The organism is Clostridium neonatale, assembly GCF_900465025.1.
GTDB classification, from domain to species: Bacteria; Bacillota; Clostridia; order Clostridiales; family Clostridiaceae; genus Clostridium; species Clostridium neonatale.
The window spans coordinates 1,901,439-1,917,596 of the sequence record NZ_UICR01000001.1; the positions used below are offsets into that span (position 1 = coordinate 1,901,439).

Consider the following 16,158-nt stretch of genomic DNA (forward strand, 5'->3'; position numbering starts at 1 on the left):
TTTATATATAACGAAATATACATAATTAATATAAAGGAAGGTGTTGAAGGATGAAAAGTAATAAACTAAAAAAAATATCACAAATATTATGTATTGGCGTTATTTTAACTACTGTATCTGAATGCAGTGTGCAGGCATCACCATCTACTGGATGGGTAAAGAAGAATAATGACTGGTATTATTATAATGGTGGACATAAATCTACTGGATGGATAAAAAGTGATGGTTTATGGTATTATTTATCGCCAAATTCAGGGCAAATGCAGACAGGATGGATACAAGATAATGGAGCATGGTATTATTTGAATAATTCTGGGGTAATGGTAACAAATGTGTACATTGGACAATTCTATATAGGACCTAATGGAAAGTGGATTCAAGACGGGTGGGATAGTGGAAGTGGCAAGGATAATAAAAAAGATAAAGAAATTACCCTAGAAGAAGCCCAAAAAATAATGTATAAGGAAGATAAAGATTATCTAGCATGGATGATTAATAAAGGTTATACTGTTATTGCTGGAAGTAAGGGAAAAAATGAAACACTAATCGAAAATTATGGTATTAATGAAACTGTATATTCATTTTATATAGAGAATTCTGAATATGTAGAATCTGTGATCTTTGTAGGAGCAAAAAGCAAGAAAGTATATAGAACTAGTGGAAATGTCGGAAATTCAGTTTATGTTATAAGCAACAATAAAAAAGTACAAGAATATAAATATTATTCATAATTATAATATTTATAAATAATTAAATTACTATTTTTTAATAATCGATTATCAATGAAATATAAAGTAATTTAGGTGATTTTATATGTTAAAATAAAGTTACAGGCAGTTCTTTATCTTCATTGGTAATTGAATTGATACTTATTTATTAGTAATTATTTTTTTTGAGAGACATTATTATAATAATTTAAATCATTAAATTTTTTATAAATAATTTTATTACAGGAGTCATTATCTACCTCATTTGATTTAAAACAAACAAGTGCAACTTCTTCTAAGGTTTAAATTCTCATGCCTGGAATTTGCACCTATATAATTGTATATGTAATCATAATAATCAATTTTACGTAAGTTGTAATTAATATTTATTCGCCTTTATTTAAAATATTACAAATATCCTATAATAAGATGTACAAATATACAAAAATATTAATAAAAAATCATAAAAACTATGTAGAAGAAATTAATTTTAGTAAGAACTATGAAAATGAGATATAATAATATATATTTAGTGTTGAGAGGAGAATTATATTGAGTTTGCTAAAATGTGGAGATGCAGTTGGAATTATTGCATGTTCAAATGGATTAAGTTTAGAATCAAAGGTATATTTAAATAATCTTAAAAAAATACTAAATGGGTTAGGATTAAAAGTAGTCTTTAGTGAAAAATTATTTAAAGAGAAAGATATATTTAATGGAACAAATATTGAAAAAGCACAAGTACTTATGAGATTTTTTAAAGATAAGGATATAAAAGTTATATTTGATGTTTCAGGTGGGGATTTAGCCAATGGTATTTTAGAATATTTAAATTTTGAAGATATCAAAAACAACCCTAAACCGTTTTTTGGATACAGTGATCTTTCGGTAGTGTTAAATTCATTATATTCAAAATCTAATGTATGTTCTTATTTATATCAAATAAGAAACTTAATAGGTAATGATTCAGAAAATCAAATAAAAAATTTTAAAAATACATTTATTGAGAAGAAAGATAATTCTTTATTAACATTTAATTATAGATGGATCCAAGGAGAAGAAATGGAGGGTATTGTGATTGGTGGAAATATAAGATGCTTTTTAAAGTTGGTAGGCACGGAGTATATGCCAGATTTCAATAATAAAATATTGTTTTTAGAAAGTTTAAGTGGTAATGTAGCTAAAATGAGTACATATATAAATCAATACAAGCAGATTGGTGCTTTTGATAATATAAAAGGAATAATACTTGGAAATTTTACTGAGATGGAAGATAATAATTATTCACCCAATATTGCTGAGCTAATAAAAGGTACTATAAATAATGCAAATATTCCTATAATTAAAACTGAGGAAATAGGTCATAAAGGAAATTCTAAATGCATTATTATAGGTGAAAAGGTAAGGTTTAAAAATAAAAGAAATTAAAAAGATGATGAAAAAATAATTTTTAAATAAATTTTTATTACATGTGTTTAATACGATAGGCATTAAAAAAGCGCAATCGTGTAGTTGTAATCATAATTTTTGAAAGGAGAGATTTATATGGAATATGATTTTCAAACATTGGTATCAAGAAAAGGTCTTGGATCAGCTAAATGGAATATAATAGAGGGATTGAAAGAGGATGGCGAGGAGGAAGTAATACCATTTTCAGTTGCAGATATGGAATTTAAAAATGCACCAGAAATAATTGAAGGCTTAAAAGAATATGTGGATTCTGCTATATACGGATATACTGAGGCTACTAAAAAATATTATGATTCAGTATGCAGTTGGATGGAAAAAAGACACGACTACAAAATCGAACCAGAATGGATAGTTGAATTTCCAGGGGGAGTTCCAGCACTACATATAATAGTACAAGCTCTTACAAATATAAATGATGGTGTTATAGTAATGACTCCAGTATATTACCCTTTCTACAAAGTAATAAATATACATGGTAGAAAGATCATAAAAAATCAACTTATATATGATAAAGGTAAGTATGCTATAGATTTTAAGGATCTTGAAGAAAAAGCAAGTAGGGAAGATACTAAGCTTATTATATTATGTAATCCTCATAATCCTGTAGGTAGAGTATGGACAATAGATGAACTAAAAAAAGTAGGAGAAATATGTATAAGAAATAATGTATTGGTTATATCTGATGAAATACATTTTGATCTTATTATGGAAGAATATAAACATACTGTATTTAGTACAATTTCTAAGGAATTTGAGGAAAACTCAATTATCTGTACAGCGCCAAGTAAAACTTTCAATTTGGCAGGACTTCAAGTATCTAATATAATAATCGCAAATAAAAACATAAGAGAAATAGTTAAAAAAGAGCGTGAAAAATCTGGATTCCCTAGATTAAATACATTTGGATTTAAAGCATGTGAATTAGCGTATACAAAGTGTGAAAATTGGCTAGATGAGCTTCTAAAAGTATTAAATGAAAATAGGAAATTTGTAAAAGAATTTTTGAATAAAAACATTCCAGAAGTTCAAGTAATACCACTTGAGGGAACATATCTTCAATGGCTTGATTTTAGAAAATTAGAAAGTGATTATGTTAAATTGCAAGATTTTATGGAAAATGAAGCAAAACTCTTTTTAGATGAAGGTTATATTTTCGGAAAAGAAGGTCAAGGATTTGAAAGAATAAACATAGCATGTCCAAAACATATTTTAGAAAAGGCATTAAATAGGCTTTTGGAAGCTGTAAATAGAGTATATAAAAAATAAAGATATTTTATATTAAGGATCAATTTATTGAATAATTATAATAAATTATATAAAATATGTAAGGGAGATGGTGAGTATAAAAAGCATCTCCTTTTAAATTGTGTATTTATAGTAAAGGGGATAGTACAATGGGAATTGATTTTAGGATATCATCATTATATATTTGTGTAGATGATATGACGCGTGCAATTAATTTTTATGAAGAATTATTTGATCAAAAGGTTACAGTAAGAGATGAAATTTATAGTGTATTTGATATAAATGGGTTTAGATACGGCTTATTTAATTATAAAAAGATGAATGAAAGGCATACTTTTGGCAATAATTGTTTACCAAGTATTGAAGTAAGTGATTTAAATGAATTTACTGAAAAACTTAAAATTTTAAAAGTGAAATAGTATTTCCAATAACTAAGATAGGTTCTAATTATGTTTTGGAGTTTGTTGATAGTGAAGGAAATAATATAGAAGCAACATTTCCTATTAATACATACAATAATATAGAAGCTGAAAAAATAGATATATAATAAAAGTACATATTGACAAAATAAAGTCATTAATATATTATAAAGATAATTTAAAAATTATATAAAAGCATTGAAAAAGAGGAGTAAAAATTGGAAACATGGTAGGAATCTTGCAGATAATAATGTGAGTAGTACTGTTTTTTATGAGTTATATAATTCATAAAATATTCAGAGAGAGGGATTAGGTGAAAGCCCTTATGTGGAAGATTTTGAAGGTAGCTTTTGAGCTTCTTTAGTGAAAATAACAGTAGCTAAAGACGGTTTTTCTAAATCGTTATTTAAATTAAGAGTCCATTAGAGCATGATTTTATCTGCTTACGTGGAAATAAAGGTGGTACCGCGAGTTTTCGTCCTTTTATAGGATTGAAAGCTTTTTTTATTTATAGCTAATATTTTTAGAAATTTAACAATCAACAAGAGACTTTTATTAAAAAAATAATTTATAACTGTCAATTGTCAGATGTTAACTGTCAACTAAAATAAATGGAGGAATAAAAATGTCAGAGATCAAGAACATATCAACTACATATGATCCAAAAGAATTTGAAGAAAGAATTTATAAGAATTGGGAGGATAAAGGATATTTTACACCTGTAATAGATAAAAGCAAAAAGCCATTTACTATTGTAATGCCGCCTCCAAATATAACAGGTCAGCTTCATTTAGGCCACGCATTTGATGATACTCTTCAAGATATGCTTATAAGATTTAAGAGAATGCAAGGGTATTGTACATTATGGCTTCCAGGTGAAGACCATGCATCTATTGCAACAGAAGTTAAGGTTGCAAATAAGTTAGCTGAAGAAGGCTATGATAAAAAAGAAATGGGAAGAGAAGCGTTCCTTGAAAAAGTTTGGGAGTGGAGCGATAAGTATAGAGCTACAATAAGAAATCAAGTTAAAAAGCTTGGAGTATCTGCCGACTTTACAAGAGAAGCATTTACAATGGATGAAAATTTAAGTGCAGCTGTAAAGCATGTATTCGTTAAGCTTTATAATGAAGGACTTATTTATCAAGGAAATAGAATAACTAATTGGTGTACTCATTGTCAAACTGCACTTTCAGATGCAGAAATTGAATATGAAGAACAAGCGGGACATTTCTGGCATATAAATTATCCACTTGCTGATGGTTCTGGATTCTTAGAAATTGCAACAACTAGACCAGAAACATTACTTGGAGATAGTGGCGTAGCTGTTAATCCTAATGATGAAAGATATAAACATCTTATAGGAAAGACTGTAATATTACCACTTGTAAATAGAGAAATTCCTATAGTTGGTGATGACTATGTTGATTTAGAATTTGGTACTGGTGCAGTTAAGATGACTCCAGCTCATGATCCTAACGATTTTGAAGTAGGCAAGAGACATAATCTTGAAATCATAAGAGTTATGGATGATAAGGGAATTATCAATGAAAAAGGTGGAAAATACAAAGGCTTAGACAGATATGAAGCTAGAAAAGCAATTGTTAAAGATTTAGAAGAAGCAGGACTTTTAGTTAAAGTTAAAGATCATACACATAATGTTGGAACACATGATAGATGTGGAACTACAGTAGAGCCTATAATATCAAAACAATGGTATGTTAAGATGGCAGATCTTGCAAAGCCAGCAATTGATGTAGTTAAAGAAGGAAAAACAAAATTTGTTCCAGAAAGATTTGATAAAACTTATTTTAATTGGATGGAAAATATTCAAGACTGGTGTATTTCAAGACAATTATGGTGGGGCCACAGAATACCTGTTTACTATTGTCAGGACTGTGGTGAAATGATGGTTGTTGAAGAAACACCAACTAAATGTTCTAAATGTGGAAGTACTAATATAAAACAGGATGAAGATGTGCTTGATACTTGGTTCTCATCTGCATTATGGCCATTTTCAACACTTGGCTGGCCAAATAAAACAGAAGATCTAGAATATTTCTATCCAAATAGCGTATTAGTTACAGGCCATGATATTATATTTTTCTGGGTAGCAAGAATGATATTTTCAGGACTTCACTGTATGGGTGAAACTCCATTTAACACAGTTCTTATACATGGACTTATAAGAGATTCTCAAGGTAGAAAGATGAGTAAGTCTTTAGGTAATGGTGTAGATCCACTTGAAGTTATTGAAGAATATGGTGCTGATGCATTAAGATTTATGATTGCAACTGGTAATGCTCCAGGAAATGATATGAGATACTATCCAGAAAGAGTTGAAGCATCAAGAAACTTTGCTAATAAGATCTGGAATGCATCAAGATTTGTTATGATGAATCTTGATAAGGATATAATGAATAAATATAAAGACTGCAAGGATTATTCATTAGCAGATAAATATATACTTTCAAAGATGAATACAGTAGTTAAAGAAGTTACTGAAAACATGGAAAAATTCGAACTTGGAATTGCTATGCAAAAGGTTAACGACTTTATGTGGACTGAATTCTGTGACTGGTATATAGAACTTGTTAAATCAGTATTTTATGGTGAGGACGAAAAAGCTAAGGGCGTAGTTTACAATGTTTTAAGCACTGTTTTAGTTACAGGACTTAAATTATTACATCCAGCAATGCCATTTATAACAGAAGAAATATTCACTCACTTAACTGATGAAGAAACAATAACAACATCGAGCTGGCCTGAATATGATGAAGCTTTATTAGATGAAAAAGCTGAAAGTGATATGGGATATATAATTGAAGCAATTAAAGGATTAAGAAATGTAAGAGCTGAAATGAATGTACCACCATCAAGAAAGGCTAAAGTTATATGCTATATTTCAGATGAAGCTAAAGAAGCCTTTAATGTAGGTACATCTTATATTGAAAAATTAGCTTCAGCATCAGAAGTTGAATTTATAGCTGATAAATCTAATGTACCAGCTAATGCTGTATCACTTGTTGTTAAGGGTGGAGAATTATTTATGCCGCTTCTTGACCTTGTAGATAAAGAAAAAGAACTTGAAAGATTAAATAAAGAAGTTAAAAAGCTTGAAGGCGAAATAGAAAGAATAGATAAGAAATTGGGAAATGCTGGCTTTGTGGCTAAAGCACCTGAAGCTGTTGTTAATGCAGAAAAAGAAAAGAGAAGTAAGTATGTAGAAATGCTTGAAGCTGTTAAAGTGAGAATAGATGCTTTAAATTAATAATTAAATGACAAATATAAAAATCTTATGTAGTTTAACTGCATAAGATTTTTATATTTTAAGCCTATTATGTGATTAACTAATGGTAATAAAGGTTAAGTATAAATAATATATTAAATTATAATATATTAATCAGGTTTATTACTGAGGGGGAAATCATGGGACGAAGTAAAACAAAGAAAAATCTATTTAATTTAATTTTTTGGATAACTTTATCTATACTATTTAATATTTATATATTTTATAGCAGGGGAGAAATAGCAGCAGTTGAGTATTTTGGAGGGTATATAGTTGAAATGTCATTAAGTTTGGATAATTTATTTTTATTTTTAATGATATTTTCTAGCTTTGGAATACAAAAAGATTATCAGGAACGTGTTCTGCTTTATGGAGTTATTGGTGCAATGATACTTAGACTTATTTTTATTTTAGTGGGTGTAACAATAATAAGCAAATTTCATTTTGTTCTTTCAATATTTGGTTTTATATTGCTTTATAGCGGTTTTAATATGTTTTTTAATAATAATAAACATATAGATTTTCATGATAATTTTTCAGTGAAAATCCTTAGAAAGATAATGCCTGTTACAAATGTTCTATATGATAATAATTTTTTTGTAAAAAAGAATAAGATATTATATGCAACACCATTGTTTGTAGTACTTTTAATAATAGAATTTTCTGATATTATCTTTGCAATAGATTCAATACCAGCTATATTTTCAATAACTACAGATACATTTATAGTTTATACATCTAATATTTTTGCAATACTTGGACTTAGAAGTATGTACTATATATTAGAAGAAATGAATGATATGTTTAGATTTATGAAGTATGGAGTTGGATGCATACTAATTTTTACTGGAATTAAACTTGTAATATTGCTCTTTGGAATAGAAATTTCAGTTACTAATTCAGTACTTTTTATAATAATAATTTTATTATCTAGTATATTAATTTCATTAATATTTGATAAAAGTTATATTCCAAAGCACAAATAGTTATATATGGTTTGCTTGAAGAATAGCAATAAGTAGGATAAAATTTAGTAAATGATAAAAATAAATTTTTATGAGGATGAGGTTTACAAAATGAGTATGACATATGAAGAAGCAATGGAGTATATAGAAAGCGTAGGAAGATTTGGATCTAATTATGGACTTAGAAGGACTTTTAGATTACTAGAGATACTAGGCAACCCACAAGAAAAGCTTAAGCTTATACATGTAGCAGGAACAAATGGTAAAGGGTCTACTACAGCTATGATTACTAAGATGCTTAGGGGGCTTGGATATAAGATAGGAATGTATACTTCACCATATTTAGAAGAGTTTGAAGAAAGAATACAGATAAATGGAGTTAATATTAGAAAAGATACTTTTGTAGAATTATTAGAAGAGGTTAAAAAGGCTGTTGATAAGGTTATAGAAGAAAACTATGATCATCCAACAGAGTTTGAAATATTAACTGCACTTATGTTTTTATATTTCTATAATGAAAGGGTTGATTATGGGGTTATAGAAGTTGGTATTGGAGGAACAATGGATTCAACTAATGTGTTAACACCAGTTATTAGCGTTATTACATCAATAAGTATGGATCATATGAATATATTAGGTGATACAATAGAAGAGATTGCTAAGCAGAAGGGTGGAATAATTAAGCAGAATATACCAGTTGTATTATATCCACAAGAAAAAAAAGTGGAAGAAGTTATTTCTAAGATAGCTAAAGAAAAAAATTCTGAGCTTCATTTAGTAAAAAATGATTCTGGAAAGCTTATAAAGATTAACAGAGAAAAAGTATATCAAGAAGTACAGGTAAGAGGAATTAATGATATATATAATATAAATCTTCCATTACTTGGAGAACATCAAATATTAAATTTAACTGTAGCGATGAATACAGTAGAAATATTACTTAATAATGAAAATAAGTATGCTTCTAAAAATTTAATAGAAAAATCACTGGAAGATGTTGAGTGGAAAGGTAGATTAGAAGTATTACATAAGGAACCATTTGTAGTTATTGATGGAGCACATAATATAGATGGCATAAAATCTCTTAGAAGAAATATTGAAAAATACTTTAAATATAATAATATGTATTTGCTTCTTGGCATATTAGCAGATAAACAGGTTGGAGAAATGATAAAAGAAATAACACCTATGGCAAAGAAGATATATGCACTTACACCACATAGTGAAAGAGCAGAATTAAGTGAAGATTTAAGAAAAGAAATTTTAAAATATAATAAAAATGTTGTTGCAACTGAAAATTATGAGGATGCATTGGAAGAAGTCATAACAGAGGCGAAAAAAGATGATTTAATTTTAGTAAGTGGTTCACTTTATATGATAGGTGACATGAGAAAAATAATAAGAAATAAATGGTAATAATTTTATTGGAGTGGTAATATAAAAGGGAATTAGATAATTTATTACTAGAGGAAGGAAATAATAGCTATATGAATATTAACAAAGAAAAATACATCTATGATGACTTAAAAGAATTTTATAATAAAAATAAAAGTCAATTATATACTTATCAAGATTTAGAATTGTCGGGTAAAAATGAATATGAAATAAGTATAAAAAAGTCATATCAACTAAAAGAATATGAAAAGAATAGATTATCTAATGAACTTATAGAAATTATTATTAATGTATCAAAAGAATATAAGCAAATTAAGAAATTAATCAATTATATAAATGCTAATCCAGTCATTCTTTATTATGATAATTATATAAAACTTTTAAAAAACTATTTAAAGTATAATGATGAATTAAAGAAAAATTTCGATAAGTTTATTATAAATCTTGTAATAAAAAGTTCATGTGAAGAAATAGTGAAGCTTGGAATAATAAGCTCATGTCTTTGTAGTACTGATAATTTAAAAGAAATATTAGAAGTTTTTACTATTCACAATGAGTATATATTTTATGTTATTAAGTGCTTAACTTACCTAGGAGAGAATGATAAAATATTTGAAATATGCAAGAATTCTTATGGATATGGGAAAATATTTTCAGTAATGAATTTAAGCTGCGTAAATAAAGAAATGAGAAATTGGCTTCTTGAAAAAGGCTCAACAAATAATGTTGAAATATCCGAACTTGTTGAGTACTGTTTGTTAGGAGGTAACTTATTAAAATATTTTAAAGAAAATGAATATGACAAAGAAAGATTTGAAAATGTAATTATGCATTTTACTGAGCTTATTTATAACTATGATATAGATGAGATTGAAGATGGAATTGATATATGCTTAAATATAATAAATTTCATTGAAGATAAATTTGGTGGAATCTATTCACTATATTCAATAGTTCTAATAAGTGATTCAATAGAAAATTCTATTTTTTTTAGATTCTAATATAAATGATAAAACGATTAAACAAAGATATAATAACATGCTTTCTAGATGCAAAGATATTTACATTAAGAAAGAATGGCATGAAGTTATTAAAAAAGAATTTGATAATGTTGATATTGAAGGTTCAATATTAATAAGTTGTGCTCAGAAAACAAAATATAAGATTAAAAAAATGGAATTTAAGCGATTATTTAATAGAAACTATAAATCACCAATTATATATAGATATGCTGTTACTTATGGAAGTCCATCCATAAAGAAATTTTTATTTTATGAAGGCATAAATAAATTAAATATTTATGACCTGCTTACAGGACCAGATAATATTAAGTTAGAGAATGTACCTTATGATAAAATAGAACAAGTTTGTTTCTTTATAATTATAAATTATTTAAAATATGAAGAGTTTACTGATATATATAAAGATATAAATTTACATGCATTAAGATCTCCAATAGTAGAAACAAGATACGAAGCTATAAGTAATCTAAATATAATTAAAGAACTTTTAGATGAAAATGATATTAATTTTATAAAAGAATTAATTGATGATGAGGTAGTTAAAGAAATAAAAAGATCATTAATAGTTTTATTGCCTAAAAACAAGGAAAAGATCATTAGGTATATAGATATTACTAGTCAATTAAGGATAAAACCACATGTGAAAGATATCTATTTGAACACAATACAAATATCAGAAACAAACTATGTTGATATGAGTGAAGTTAGTAATAAATTATTTGAAGAAGAATTAGTTTACTTAAAAAGAGAGTCAACCAATGTTTATGATGAAAATGCTATTTTAGTCACTACAAATGAAGGGTATGTCTTAGGATATATACCTAAGAGTGATAATTTTATATTAAGAAATCTAATGGACAATAATAAATATATATATGGATATATAAAAAGTATAAACGATGATTATACCAATATAAGAATTGATTTATACTTAAGTTATGAAGATGTATTAGAAGAAATAACAGATACACTAACTCTGTTATCAAACAACTATAATAGCTATTTGCAATAAAAATTATAAAAAATAAACTCTGGTATCATACTGGAGTTTATTTTTGTAGACTATAATTATAAATTTTCTTTTTTCCAAGCTGCTAAAGCTTTAGATAGCTGGTCAGGGCAAGAAGTACTTTTATTTCCACAAAGAACACCGTTTAATCTATCAATTACATCATCAACTTTCATACCTTTAACAAGCTGACCTATGCCGGAAAGATTACCATTGCATCCGCCAGTAAATTTAACAGACTGTATAATATCATTAGATATTTCAATATCAATTTTAGATGAACAAACACCTGAAGTCTTATAAGTAAACATAAACAAGCTCCCTTCATATTCTAATCAATCATTATTATTATAGTAGCAATTTGTCAATAAATAAAGATATTTGAGAAAATAAGTTGTACCAATAATATAAAATAGGAATATATTGATATTATCAAGCATGATTATTTTATAGGAGGGTATAAAATGAGTTATATTATAGTGTGTAATACAGGTTCTGATAGTATAATCAAATTCGATTGTGAAACTATGAAAACTAAAGAAATGAAACTTACTAATGGAGAAAAACCATTTGGCCCTCATGAATCATGTGTATACAATAATAAATTATTAGTTTCTAATAGCTATAACAATACAATTTCAATAATTAATTTAAAAGAATTTAAAGAAGAAGGTAATATATATATAGGATCTCATCCTAATGATTTGATTTGTTATGAGAACAGAATGTATGTTGCATGTGGTGACTTAAATTCACTAATAACATATGACATAGAAAAAAATCAATTGGATTTTGAAATTCCAACTGGCATTTTCCCTCATAATATTCAAATTATAGATGAAAAAAAGCTAGCATTTGTCTGTAATATGGGTGAGGATAATATATCCGTTATAGACTGCACTGATAATAGAGAATTAACCAGAATACAAGTGGGACATATCCCTATTAAATCTATAATATCTAAAAATAAAAAATACTTATATGTAGCAGTAAGCAAGCTGGGACATAATACAAAAGGTGAAATAGTTATGTTATCGTTAGATAATCTAGAAATATTAGAGAGAATAGATGTGGGATTTGCTCCTGTTGATCTTTATGAAGATGATGATTATCTATATGTATCAAATTTTTGTGATGAATATATAAGTATAATAAATCTAAAAACTTTCACTGAAGAGAATAAATGTAAAATAAATGGAATGCCAAGAGGAATAGTGAAATATAATGACACACTATATATTGGTGATTATCTAAATGGAACATTGAATATTGTAGATCTAAAAATGGATAAGAAAAAAGTCATAACAATAGGGAAAGAACCTAATGCTATGACCATATTTAAAAACTAGTTAATAAATAAATTAATAATATTATTATATATTTCCGAAGGATTTTTTTTCCATTTAGAACAAATTGATGTGGCTTGTTCTTTGGAAGGAACAGTTAATTTCAATTCCATTAATAGACTTTCACTTTCAACTGCTTTTAAGTCAACAATAAAGCTGTCATTACTTGCAATTGTGTAATCTGCTTGTATTGTTAATTCTCTTTTTATGGATTCCCATTTTTCTTTTACGTACTCATTAATGATTGTAATTTTTGAAGGAGATAATCTGTCTTTAAATAAAGATAGGACACTATCTCCTTTTTCTGTTATTACTAATAGTTTTTTATTATTGTTTTCATGATATTCTACAAATTTAGATTCTTCAAGTTCAGATAAATATTGCTGAAAAATAAAGTAATTCATAAAATTGTTTTCAAGAATAATTTCTGTAAATTGAGCATTAGATATGGGATCTTTTATAGATTTTAATATATATAACATTAATAATTTATTTTCAGCCAATTCTAATGAATTTTCGTACATATTTACCTCCATGACTAATGAAACTCTTATCTTATTATAGCATAATTTATTATTTAGGGAATACATGATTGACTATGAATTTTTAAATGTGGATTTTGTAAGTAGATACATCTTATTTAACTACTATATAATTACCTTATAATGAAATTAATTATTAAAAAGCAGTATAAATGTAAGAGTTGACTTTATATTATCTGCTTAAATAAAGGGTTATTAATTTTATTATGTAGTTATCATAAATGTTGTTTTTATGAATATATTTTAATAAAGAATTAATGTGACATATGGGAGGAAAAGTTGAATTGGAGAAAATTAAAGATATCAATAAACATATTGTTAGTGGTTTTTATAATTTTAATATCCATATTAGTAGGTAGGAGTGTTCAAGTGTCAGGAACTGCGGAAGAAAAGCAGCCAATTTACCGTGTTGATACAGAGGAAAAAGTAGTTAGTTTAACTTTTGATGTAAATTGGGCTGAAAAAGAAAATTTGCAAAGCATATTAGATATCCTAGATAAATATAATGTAAAGGGAACATTCTTCATAATGGGAGGATGGGTAAATTATAGTGAAGAAAATGTAAGTAAACTAAAAGAAATATCCGAAAGGGGGCATGAAATAGGAAATCATAGTTATAAACATCCAAGCTTTAGTAAAATTACTGGTGATGCTATTGAAGAAGAGATAATAAAAACAGATGATATAATAGAAAGATATACAGGAAAAAGACCAGTATTATTTAGATTTCCAAGTGGAGATTACAATAAAAATGCATTAATGAAGGTAAGAAGCTTAAATCATATTGCAATTCAGTGGGATGCTGATTCAGTAGATTGGAAGGAAATGGGGTCGGATATTGAGTATAATAAAGTAATGAAGAATACAAAAAGTGGATCTATATTACTATTTCATAATAATGCAAAGTACACACCGGAAAATCTAGATAGAATAATAGAAGAATTGAAAAGCCAAGGATATGAATTTAAGCCTGTTGGTGAAATGATATATACAGAAGATTATTATATTGATGAAAATGGTATACAGCATAAAAATTAGCAGTGTTTTTATAATTTAAATTCGATATTTATTGAAAAGAAACTAGTTTTTGTATTATAATGGTAATATATGCTAGTCATGAATATATTACACTAAAAAATAATTGCCGATAGAGAGAGGGATTACAATGGATAATTTAATGCTAAATAACAAGATTTATCTAGAAGGTAAAGTAGCGTCTGGATTAGAATTTAGCCATGAAATGTATGGCGAAGGGTTTTATACTTTTGATTTGGAAGTTATGAGATTAAGTGATTCAGTTGATCATCTAAATATAACTGTTTCAGAAAGATTACTAAATGAGATTAATTTAGAAATAGGAGTAGATATAATTGTTGAAGGTCAATTAAGATCATATAACAAGTTTGTAGATGGATCTAACAAACTTATACTTACAGTATTTGCTAGAAACATTGAACCGTGTATCGAGAGAAGTAAAAATCCAAATGAAATTTTCTTGGATGGATATATATGCAAAGAACCTGTTTATAGGACAACTCCTTTTGGAAGAGAAATAGCTGATGTATTATTAGCAGTAAATAGAGCATATAATAAATCTGATTACATTCCAACAATTGCATGGGGGAGAAATTCTAGATTTTGTCAAACATTAAATGTTGGAGATAATATTAGAGTTTGGGGAAGACTACAAAGCAGAGAATATCAAAAAAAGGTGTCAGAAACTGATGTTATAAAGAAAGTTGCATATGAAGTTTCTATATCTAAAATGGAAAAGGTTGTAAAGGAAGAAGGCTCAGGAGAAGAAGGCGCAGTTTAAAGTATATAAAGTTAAAAACTATGGTCAATAACCTGAATAAACTTCAATTTACTTTTATTATAAGTTGAATAAAAAAGAAAGTATCGATAACGATACTTTCTTTTTTATGTATTAAATTATTTTCTTAAATCATCTAATAGTTGAGTTTTATCCTTAGTCTTGTCATCTACATTTTTAATGATTTTTGCAGGTGAACCAGCAACAACAACACCAGCAGGAACATCTTCAGTAACAACAGAGCCTGCAGCAACAACAGAGCCTGCACCTATTTTAATACCTTCAAGAATTACTGAGTTAGCACCTATTAATACATTGTCGCCTATTTGACATGGTTCTTTACTTGGCGGTTCTAAAACACCAGCAACAACAGCACCAGCACCTAAGTGGACATTCTTTCCAAGTTGCCCTCTAGCACCAACTACAGCGTTCATATCAACCATAGTTCCATCACCTATTTCAGCACCTATGTTTATAACGGCTCCCATCATTACTACTGCATTTTTACCTATAGTGACTTTATCTCTTATGATAGCACCTGGTTCAATTCTTGCATCTACTTCTAATAAATCTAACATAGGAATAGCAGAATTTCTTCTATCATTTTCTATTCTAAAGTGTTTTATAAGATGTTTGTTATCTAAAACTATTTTTGTTATAGAATCAGATTCACCCATTAGTATGTAAAATTCATTTGAGCCATACCATTCTACATCGCTCATATCAGCATCTTTTAAATCTCCATTAACATAAACTTTTACTGGAGTTGATTTTTTAGATTCCTTTATAAATCTAGCGATTTCATAAGGATCTGTTAAGTTATATGACATTAGATCACTCCTTCAAATTATTTAATAATCACTATCATTATAATAAAAAAATTATTTAAATGAAAGTAAAATACGAAAAAATGACATAAATATTTGAATAAATATACGC

14 protein-coding genes, 1 pseudogene and 1 other annotated feature are annotated in these 16,158 nt (G+C 27.2%); of the genes and pseudogenes, 12 read left to right on the forward strand and 3 right to left on the reverse strand.

All coding sequences use genetic code 11. The features are described 5' to 3' along the window. Positions 1–50: 50 nt before the first annotated feature. The 9 genes and pseudogenes from CNEONATNEC86_RS21820 (at position 51) to CNEONATNEC86_RS08810 (ending at position 11,521) form a co-directional block, all read left to right on the forward strand. Positions 51–731, forward strand: a complete 681-nt coding sequence (locus tag CNEONATNEC86_RS21820; RefSeq protein WP_125148433.1) for a hypothetical protein — start codon at positions 51–53, stop codon at positions 729–731. A 528-nt stretch (positions 732–1,259) separates the two neighbouring features. Next, positions 1,260–2,135, forward strand: coding sequence for a S66 family peptidase (locus CNEONATNEC86_RS08775; RefSeq protein ID WP_125148432.1), 876 nt, complete (start codon positions 1,260–1,262; stop codon positions 2,133–2,135). A gap of 117 nt (positions 2,136–2,252) precedes the next feature. Beyond that, on the forward strand, positions 2,253–3,443 hold the full coding sequence (locus CNEONATNEC86_RS08780; RefSeq protein WP_159135840.1) for a MalY/PatB family protein: 1,191 nt from the start codon (positions 2,253–2,255) through the stop codon (positions 3,441–3,443). A gap of 128 nt (positions 3,444–3,571) precedes the next feature. Next, positions 3,572–3,969: pseudogene (locus CNEONATNEC86_RS08785) on the forward strand (VOC family protein). Positions 3,970–4,099: 130 nt separating this feature from the next. After that, positions 4,100–4,327 (forward strand) — a binding site (T-box leader). A 139-nt stretch (positions 4,328–4,466) separates the two neighbouring features. Beyond that, positions 4,467–7,109: a valine--tRNA ligase gene (locus CNEONATNEC86_RS08790; RefSeq protein ID WP_159135841.1), complete on the forward strand. Its 2,643-nt coding sequence runs from the start codon at positions 4,467–4,469 to the stop codon at positions 7,107–7,109. A gap of 158 nt (positions 7,110–7,267) precedes the next feature. Then, the gene (locus tag CNEONATNEC86_RS08795) at positions 7,268–8,113 is read left to right on the forward strand and encodes a TerC/Alx family metal homeostasis membrane protein (RefSeq protein ID WP_125148429.1); all 846 of its coding nucleotides are present in this window, start codon (positions 7,268–7,270) and stop codon (positions 8,111–8,113) included. Positions 8,114–8,203: 90 nt separating this feature from the next. Continuing rightward, the gene (locus CNEONATNEC86_RS08800; RefSeq protein ID WP_125148428.1) at positions 8,204–9,508 is read left to right on the forward strand and encodes a bifunctional folylpolyglutamate synthase/dihydrofolate synthase; all 1,305 of its coding nucleotides are present in this window, start codon (positions 8,204–8,206) and stop codon (positions 9,506–9,508) included. 71 nt (positions 9,509–9,579) lie between these two features. Next, positions 9,580–10,488, forward strand: coding sequence for a hypothetical protein (locus CNEONATNEC86_RS08805; RefSeq protein ID WP_159135842.1), 909 nt, complete (start codon positions 9,580–9,582; stop codon positions 10,486–10,488). A 37-nt stretch (positions 10,489–10,525) separates the two neighbouring features. Next, complete coding sequence (locus tag CNEONATNEC86_RS08810; RefSeq protein WP_159135843.1) at positions 10,526–11,521, forward strand: HIRAN domain-containing protein; 996 nt, start codon at positions 10,526–10,528, stop codon at positions 11,519–11,521. A gap of 56 nt (positions 11,522–11,577) precedes the next feature. On the opposite strand, the gene CNEONATNEC86_RS08815 is transcribed toward CNEONATNEC86_RS08810, so the two are convergent. Beyond that, complete coding sequence (locus tag CNEONATNEC86_RS08815) at positions 11,578–11,829, reverse strand: TIGR03905 family TSCPD domain-containing protein (protein WP_058294870.1); 252 nt, start codon at positions 11,827–11,829, stop codon at positions 11,578–11,580. 153 nt (positions 11,830–11,982) lie between these two features. Here CNEONATNEC86_RS08815 and CNEONATNEC86_RS08820 point away from each other — a divergent pair, with 153 nt between their 5' ends. After that, positions 11,983–12,867: a YncE family protein gene (locus CNEONATNEC86_RS08820; RefSeq protein WP_058294871.1), complete on the forward strand. Its 885-nt coding sequence runs from the start codon at positions 11,983–11,985 to the stop codon at positions 12,865–12,867. Here the strand turns inward: CNEONATNEC86_RS08820 and CNEONATNEC86_RS08825 are convergent. Further along, positions 12,864–13,388 carry a DUF4364 family protein gene (locus CNEONATNEC86_RS08825; RefSeq protein WP_058294872.1) on the reverse strand — a complete coding sequence of 175 codons (525 nt, stop codon included), beginning with the start codon at positions 13,386–13,388 and terminating at the stop codon, positions 12,864–12,866. The two genes, CNEONATNEC86_RS08820 and CNEONATNEC86_RS08825, sit on opposite strands and share 4 nt — an antisense overlap. Before the next feature lie 297 nt (positions 13,389–13,685). Between CNEONATNEC86_RS08825 and CNEONATNEC86_RS08830 the strand changes: the two genes are divergently transcribed. Next, complete coding sequence (locus CNEONATNEC86_RS08830; RefSeq protein ID WP_159135844.1) at positions 13,686–14,444, forward strand: polysaccharide deacetylase family protein; 759 nt, start codon at positions 13,686–13,688, stop codon at positions 14,442–14,444. 127 nt (positions 14,445–14,571) lie between these two features. After that, on the forward strand, positions 14,572–15,222 hold the full coding sequence (locus CNEONATNEC86_RS08835) for a single-stranded DNA-binding protein (RefSeq protein ID WP_058294874.1): 651 nt from the start codon (positions 14,572–14,574) through the stop codon (positions 15,220–15,222). A 116-nt stretch (positions 15,223–15,338) separates the two neighbouring features. Here the strand turns inward: CNEONATNEC86_RS08835 and dapD are convergent, their stop codons facing one another. Further along, complete coding sequence (dapD, locus tag CNEONATNEC86_RS08840; protein ID WP_058294875.1) at positions 15,339–16,049, reverse strand: 2,3,4,5-tetrahydropyridine-2,6-dicarboxylate N-acetyltransferase; 711 nt, start codon at positions 16,047–16,049, stop codon at positions 15,339–15,341. Positions 16,050–16,158 lie beyond the last annotated feature (109 nt).